The sequence below is a fragment of the Mycobacterium sp. genome (genome assembly GCF_040398885.1).
Classification (GTDB): domain Bacteria; phylum Actinomycetota; class Actinomycetes; order Mycobacteriales; family Mycobacteriaceae; genus Mycobacterium.
The window spans coordinates 1-7654 of the sequence record NZ_JBBATF010000152.1 but is presented as its reverse complement, the minus strand read 5'-3'; the positions used below and the strand labels follow the sequence as shown (position 1 = coordinate 7654).

Annotated in this window: 6 protein-coding genes; 2 read left to right on the top strand and 4 right to left on the bottom strand. The window is 70.3% G+C overall.

Annotation, left to right across the window (positions count from 1 at the left end):
* Positions 1 to 1265, top strand: a 1265-nt coding sequence (locus ADBZ5U_RS13120) for an excinuclease ABC subunit UvrA (protein ID WP_526810860.1), incomplete at its 5' end; no start/stop codon positions are given.
* A gap of 13 nt (positions 1266 to 1278) precedes the next feature.
* Here ADBZ5U_RS13120 and ADBZ5U_RS13115 read toward each other — a convergent pair.
* From ADBZ5U_RS13115 to ADBZ5U_RS13100, 4 genes are read right to left on the bottom strand one after another with little or no spacing between them, the layout of a single operon-like run.
* Positions 1279 to 1629, bottom strand: a complete 351-nt coding sequence (locus ADBZ5U_RS13115; protein ID WP_526810858.1) for a hypothetical protein — start codon at positions 1627 to 1629, stop codon at positions 1279 to 1281.
* A gap of 4 nt (positions 1630 to 1633) precedes the next feature.
* Positions 1634 to 3133, bottom strand: a complete 1500-nt coding sequence (locus tag ADBZ5U_RS13110) for an alpha/beta hydrolase (protein WP_526810864.1) — start codon at positions 3131 to 3133, stop codon at positions 1634 to 1636.
* Between the two features lies 1 nt (position 3134).
* Positions 3135 to 6434, bottom strand: coding sequence for a bifunctional lysylphosphatidylglycerol synthetase/lysine--tRNA ligase LysX (gene lysX, locus ADBZ5U_RS13105; RefSeq protein ID WP_526810856.1), 3300 nt, complete (start codon positions 6432 to 6434; stop codon positions 3135 to 3137).
* 34 nt (positions 6435 to 6468) lie between these two features.
* Positions 6469 to 6825, bottom strand: coding sequence for a DUF1844 domain-containing protein (locus ADBZ5U_RS13100; protein WP_526810854.1), 357 nt, complete (start codon positions 6823 to 6825; stop codon positions 6469 to 6471).
* Positions 6826 to 7134: 309 nt separating this feature from the next.
* Between ADBZ5U_RS13100 and infC the strand changes: the two genes are divergently transcribed.
* Positions 7135 to 7654: translation initiation factor IF-3 (infC, locus tag ADBZ5U_RS13095; RefSeq protein ID WP_526810862.1), on the top strand; the 520-nt coding region annotated here is incomplete at its 3' end.

Genomic DNA, 7654 nt, shown 5'->3' with positions numbered 1-7654 from the left:
GGGATCTCGGCAACACGCTGATCGTCGTCGAGCACGACGAGGACACCATCGCCCACGCCGACTGGGTCGTCGACATCGGGCCCGCCGCCGGCGAGCACGGCGGCCGGGTGGTGCACAGCGGCCCGTACGCCGAGCTGCTGGCCAACCCGAACTCGATCACCGGGGCCTACCTGTCGGGCAAGCAGCGAATCGAGGTGCCCGCCATTCGCCGGGCCGTCGACCGCAAGCGCCAGCTCACCGTCATCGGGGCGCGTGAGCACAACCTGCGCGACATCGACGTGGCCTTCCCCCTCGGGGTGCTCACCGCGGTGACCGGGGTGTCGGGGTCGGGCAAGTCCACGCTGGTCAACGACATCCTGGCGAGCGTGCTGGCCAACAAGCTCAACGGGGCCCGCCTGGTGCCCGGCCGGCACACCCGGATCAACGGGCTGGACCAGGTCGACAAACTGGTGCGGGTGGACCAGTCGCCGATCGGGCGCACCCCGCGGTCCAACCCGGCTACCTACACCGGGGTGTTCGACAAGATCCGCAGCCTGTTCGCCGCCACCACCGAGGCCAAGGTCCGCGGCTACCAGCCCGGCCGGTTCTCGTTCAACGTCAAAGGCGGCCGCTGCGAGGCCTGTTCGGGCGACGGCACCATCAAGATCGAGATGAACTTCCTGCCCGACGTGTACGTCCCGTGCGAGGTGTGCAACGGCGCCCGCTACAACCGGGAGACGCTGGAAGTCCACTACAAGGGCAAGACCATCTCGGAGGTCCTGGACATGCCCATCGAGGACGCCTGCGAGTTCTTCGAGCCGATCAGCGGGATTCACCGCTACCTCAAAACCCTGGTCGACGTCGGGCTGGGCTATGTCCGGCTGGGTCAGCCGGCGCCGACGCTGTCCGGTGGGGAGGCACAGCGGGTCAAGCTCGCCGCCGAGTTGCAGAAACGGTCCACCGGCCGGACCGTCTACATCCTCGACGAGCCCACCACCGGCCTGCATTTCGAGGACATCCGCAAACTGCTCAAAGTCATCAACGGCCTTGTCGACAAAGGCAACTCGGTCATCGTCATCGAACACAACCTGGACGTCATCAAGACCTCGGACTGGATCATCGACATGGGCCCCGAAGGCGGTTCCGGCGGGGGCACCGTGGTCGCCGAGGGCACCCCCGAGGACGTCGCCGCCGCCACCGGCAGCTACACCGGTGCGTTCCTGGCCGGGATGATCGACGCTCCGGCGCCGAAGCGGGCCCCGCGCCGCCGCAAAGCCAGCGCCTGAGTCACCCCGCGGCTTACTTCTCCGCGCCGTCCGTACCCGCGGGGCGCATCGCGGCGCGGATCTCCTCGAGTTTGTCCGCGGCGGCCTTCTGCCGGTCCTCGTATCGCTGCGCCGCGGTCCGGACCTCGGGGGTCTCCGCGGCCAGCTCGGTCGCACCCAACGCGGTGCCGTAGCGCGTCTCGATCTTCTCGCGCACACCCTCGAAGGTCGGCACCCCCGCGGTGGTGTACCCGGTGTCCGGCACGGCCGGGGTGAGCGGGGGCGGCGGGGGCGGCGGGGGCACGGCCGGGACCGGCTTCACCTCCGCGGCGGCCGCGGCGTCGTCGGCGGGTTCCGGCTTCTGCGGTGTGGGCTCGTCGGCCATGGCCTCACCGTACTCCGGCAGGGCGGTGACCCGGCGCCCCGTGCGGACCGGCCTCGGCCGCGATGGTCACCCCCTCGGGCTGGTCGGAGGTTCCGGGCAGCGCCACCTCGGGAACGTCGGGGGTTCCGACCCGCGCGGCCAGCCACGGCAGCGCTGCGCCGAAGGCGCGAGCCGCGAACGGCCAGTCGTGTTTCCCGGCCTCCGGCACGACGGCGCAGTCGATGCCGTACTCGCTGCCGAGCCGGCACAGCGTGCGGGCCGCCGCGGTGGGATTGGCGGCCGGGTCGGTCTCCTCCGGCAGGTCCTGCAGATCCGCCCCGGAAATCGGCGGTCCGACGCTGCCGGGCGGTTCGGAGACGGCGAACCACCCGGCCACACCCTCGTACTCGCCGTACCGGGCCATCACGGTGGCCGGATCCCACTCGAACCACGCCTCGGCGTTGCCGCCGTAGAGGCGGTCGACGGTCTGCTCCCTGGTGCCCGCGTTGGGCGCGAGGTCGCCGTCGATGTCGACGAACGAGCTGAACAACTCCGGGTACTTCACCGTGAGGTTCAGCGCGCAGGTGCCGCCGGAGGACCACCCCACCACGCCCCAGTTCGCCGGGTCGTCGCTCACGCCGAAGGTGGAAACCATATGCGGCACGACTTCCATGGTCAGATGGTCCGCGGCGTTGCCGCGCACGCCGTTGACGCATTCGGTGTCGTTGTTGAACGCCCCGCCGGAGTCGGGGAAGACGAACACCGGGGCGTTCCCGCCGTGCCGGGCGGCGAACTCGTCGATGGTGTGGACCGCGTTGGCGGTGCGTATCCAGTCCGCGGGCGTGTTGAACTGCCCGCCGATCATCATCACCGTCGGCAGGGTGGGCGGGGGGTTGCTGGTGAAGTACACCGGCGGGAGGTAGACCAGTTCGCCGCGATGCCTGAACTTCGAGACATCCGACGGGGTGTTCACCGGCACCACCTTGCCCCGGGCCGGAACCGTCTGGCTGGCAAGCATTTTCGCGACCGTCGCCGGATCGGTTTGACCGGGCAGCGGGCCGCCGGTCAGCTGACCCCACGCGGTCTGCACGGTGGGGAAGTAACCGACCCACAGGTTGAGCATCAGCCCGGCGGACAACGCCGCCATCGGCACCGCCGTGACCGAGACCACCCGCCGCCAGCGGACCGCCGATCGCCAGCCCAGCACCGCGACCCCGAAGGCCAGTCCGGTCAGCCCCACCCACAGCCACAGCTGTCGCGGTGCCGGCTCACCGGAGAGGCCGTTGGAGGCGATGTTCCAGTGCGTGACCCCGACCGCCGCGAGACCGAACAGCGCAGCGGCGGGCACCAGTCGCCAGCGCCGGGTGCGCCACCCGACCGCCAGCACCAGCAGCACTCCGGCCAGGACCTGGACGGCCGGCGGAAGCCAGCCGTGCATCAGGGAGATGTGGTCGCGGAAGATGCCGATCGGCTCTGCCAGCGTGGTGGTGTCGACCCTCGGCGCCGGAGGTGTCACGCCCGGCAGACTACCGCAGTCTGGCCAGCGGGAAGGGCAGGGTTTCGCGGATGCTGCGACCGGTGATCAGCATGACCACCCGGTCCACGCCCACTCCGAGCCCGCCGGTCGGCGGCATGGCGTACTCCATGGCCTGCAGGAATTCCTCGTCGAGTTCCATCGCCTCCGGATCCCCGCCCGCGGCCAGGATCGACTGCTGCTGCAGACGCCGGCGCTGCTCGACCGGGTCGGTCAACTCGCTGTAGGCGGTGCCCAGTTCGACTCCCCAGGCCACCAGGTCCCACCGTTCGGCGACCCCGGACCGGCTGCGGTGCGGCCGGGTCAGCGGCGACACCGAGGTGGGAAAGTCGCAGTAGAAGGTCGGGGCTTCGGTGCGTTCCTCCACCAGGCGCTCGTACAACTCGAGCACCACCGCGCCGCTGTCCCAGTGGCTGAGATACGGGATGCCCGCGCCGTCGCACAGCCTGCGCAACGTGCTCAGCGAGGTTTCCGGGTCGATGTCGTGGCCCAACGCCTCCGAGATCGCCTGGTGGACCGTCTTGACCGGCCACCGGCCGGAGATGTCCACCGGGTGCGGGCGGCCGTCCGGGCCGGGGCGCATCACCACCGCCGAGCCGTTCGCGGCGATCGCCGCGTTCTGGATGATCTCCCGGCAGCCGTCGATCCACACCAGATAGTCGGCGTGCGCCTGATAGGCCTCCAGCAGCGTGAATTCGGGGTTGTGGCTGAAGTCCACGCCCTCGTTGCGGAAGGCGCGGCCGAGCTCGAAGACCCGTTCCACACCGCCGACGCAGAGCCGCTTCAGGTAGAGCTCGGGGGCGATGCGCAGGTACAGGTCCAGGTCGTAGGCGTTGATGTGGGTCCGGAACGGCCGCGCGTTGGCCCCGCCGTGGACCTGCTGCAGGATCGGCGTCTCGACTTCGAGGAAACCCTTGGCGAACAAGGTTTCCCGGATCGAGCGCAGGATCTCGCCGCGGGCCCGGATGAGGTCGCGGGCCACCGGGTTGACGGCCAGGTCGAGGTAGCGCGACCGCACCCGCGCCTCCGGGTCGGTCAGCCCCTTCCACTTGTCCGGCAGGGGGCGCAGGCACTTGCCCAGCAGCCGCCAGCGGTCGACCAGCACCGAGCGGGTTCCGTTCCTGCTGAAGCCGATCCGGCCGCTCACCTCGACCAGGTCACCGAGGTCGACGTCGGAGAAGTCGGGGACGTCGCCGTCCAGGGCCGCGTTCTCCAGCAGCAGTTGCACGTCGCCGGACCAGTCCCGCAGCGTCGAGAACGTCACCCCGCCGTAGTCCCGGGTGCGCAGCACGCGGCCGGCGACCACGACCGGGGAACCGTCGGCGGCTGCGATCGCCTCAGCCACCGAATGCGTCGGGGGACTGCCCACCGGGTAGGCGTCGACACCGCGTTCCTGAAGCGCTTGCAGCTTGGCCATCCGGACCCGGACCTGATCGGGCACTCGCTGTTCGCCGGTCCCTTCGCCGGTCCATTCGCCCTCGGCCGGGGCGGGCGGCCCGTCGGCGTCGCCGGGGGGCAGGAGATGGGGTACGGCGGAGTGGTGGCCGGTGTGCTGCCTGTTGCGCCGGGAGAACGGCAGGACCAGGAAGCCCTCCGCGATCACCGAGGCCACCCCGACGCGGGGGACCAGGCGGGCGTCCTCGTAGCAGGCGTAGCGCGGCACCCACTCCGGCTGGTACTTCATGTTGGAGCGGTACAGGGTCTCCAACTGCCACCAGCGGGAGAAGAACAGCAGCAGCGCCCGCCAGAGCCGGGCCACGGGCCCGGCGCCGAGCCGGGCGCCCTCCTCGAACGCCGACCGGAACATCGCGAAGTTCAGCGAAACACGGTTCACGCCAACGGTTTCGGCCTGCTGTAGCAGCTCGCTGACCATGAACTCGACGGTGCCGTTCGGGGACTGCGGCGAGCGCCGCATGAGGTCCAATGACAACCCGGTGGACCCCCACGGCACGAAGGAGAGCATCCCGACTACCTGTTCGGAACCGGCCGGGCCGGAACCCGCGCCCGCAATGGCCTCCACCAGGAGGCAGTCGCCGTCGGCGGCGTCACCGAGTCGCCCCAGCGCCATCGAGAAACCCCGCTCGGTCTCGGTGTCCCGCCACGCGTCGGCCCGCCGGATCACCTGGTCCATCTCGTCGGCGCTCAGGTCGCGGTGGCGTCGCATCCGCACCGTCAGCCCGGAACGGCGGGCGCGGGTGACGGCCTGGCGCACCCCGCGCATGTCCGCGCCGGACAGCCGGAAGCTGTCGGGATAGAGGATCGCTTCGTCACCGAGTTGCAGGGCGCTCAGGTCGGCTTCCCGGTAGGCCTGCGCGCCGGTTGAACTGGCGCCCATCACCCCGGGGGCCCAGCCGTACTCGCGGCAGCGTTCCAGCCATGCGGCGATGGCCTGCGGCCAGGACCGCGGATCGCCGACCGGGTCGCCGCTGGCCAGACAGACGCCGACCTCGACCCGGTAGGTGATCGCCGCCCGGCCGTTGGGCGCGAAGATCACCGACTTGTCCCGGCGGGTGGCGAAGTAGCCCAGGGAGTCGTTCTTGCCCCAGGCGTTCAGCAGCGAGCGGATCGCGACCTCGTCTTCGCCGGTCAGGGCGTTCTCGGCGCGCTGGGACTGGAACAGCACTACCGCGGCGGCCATCAGCGCCAGCGCGCCGAACAGGCCGAACAGCGCGTTGAGCAGGCCATTGGGCTTGCCCGCGAAGTACTCCGGCGGTGCCACCGCGAAACCGCTGACCCGGTTGACCGAGTAGAGCAGGTGGTCGCCCTGCAGCGACCCGGGGAAGAACTCCAGCAGGCCCCAGGCCAGCAGGATGCCGATCACGTTGCCGGCGACCAGTACGGCGGCGGCTTTGAGCACCGCCCCGCGCCGCACCTTGGCCCAGAATTCGTGGTACGCGGCGACCACGACGGCGAGGGCGACGACGTGGACCGTCAGGCCGAGGAACTCGCCGATGTCCTCCAGCCTCGATCCGTCCCGCCGGGCGAGCGAGGCGACGTCGAGGACGATGGCCAGCACCAGGTTGCCCACCAGCACCCACCACGCGATTCGCTTGCGGGCGGCCAGTGCGCCGGCCATCACCGCCAGTGCGAAGGCCCACGCGAAGCTGGTGTCGGGGAAGTTGAACAGGTAACGGTCGATGAACTCGCGCGGCACACTGGTCAGGTGCCGGATGGTGGGGGACACGCTGGACAGCAGCGCGGCGGTGGCGATGACGCCGAGAACCCAGCCCGCCGCGGCCGGTACCCAGCCGAGCCGCGTCGGTGTCCGTGGCCTGCTGATCGTGACCGTCATACGCCGCCAGGGTATTCGCTCGGCCGCGGATTCCTCACCGGACCGGCCCGGTGTATCTCTCGCCGGGCCCCTGCCCGGGCTCGTCGGGAACCGCGGCGGCTTCCCGGAAGGCCAACTGCAGGCTGCGCAGGCCGTCCTTCATCGGAGCGGCGTGCGGTCCCAGGTTCCCGGCGCAGCCGTCCAGCAGTCCCGCGTAGGCGTTGATCAGCCGGCGCGCCTCGTCGAGGTCGCGGTGGGCGCCGGCCTCGGGGTCGGCATCGGCCAACCCGAGTTTCTCGGCCGCCGCGCTCATCAGCATGACCGCGGCCCGGCTGATCACCTCGATCGCGGGGATATCGGCCAGGTCGCGATGCCGTGGGTCGGTCCGGCTGTTGGCAGGGTTCTCCGTCATGGCTGCTAGACTTGCACGTACGACCGTCCCGGCGAACGCCAGGACAGCAAGTGGAGTCCCACTCCCACCGCCGGCCGAAGTTTCTCACCAGGCCGGTCGGTTCGGTCACGGATGCCCTCGCGGGTGTCCGTTCTGCGTGCGACGCAGGCGGTGTACGCCGTGATCCGTCGGCATTGGGCCCTGCTGCGTGCAGGGCCCTTCTGTTCGATCGAACAGAGTGCTGGGTGGTGTGTTGTCTCCCGACGCGGTCCTGCGGTGTCTCGCCGCCGGCGGGCGCACCGGAGAACAACACCGAACCAGGGAGGCCCCATCAGCACTGAGACACGCGTCAACGAGCGTATCCGCGTACCGGAGGTCCGATTGATCGGACCGGGTGGGGAGCAGGTGGGTATCGTGCGCATCGAGGACGCCCTCCGCGTCGCCGCGGACGCCGATCTCGACCTTGTCGAAGTAGCCCCGGACGCCAAACCGCCGGTGTGCAAGATCATGGACTACGGCAAGTTCAAGTACGAGACGGCGCAGAAGGCGCGCGAGTCTCGCAAGAACCAGCAGCAGACCGTCGTCAAGGAACAGAAGCTTCGCCCCAAGATCGACCCGCACGACTACGAGACCAAGAAGGGTCACGTGATCCGCTTCCTGGAGGCCGGGTCGAAGGTCAAGGTGACGATCATGTTCCGCGGGCGCGAGCAGTCCCGGCCCGAACTCGGGTACCGGCTGCTGCAGCGCCTGGGCGCCGACGTCGCCGACTACGGCTTCGTCGAGACCTCGGCGAAACAGGACGGCCGCAACATGACGATGGTGCTGGCCCCGCACCGCGGCGCGAAGACTC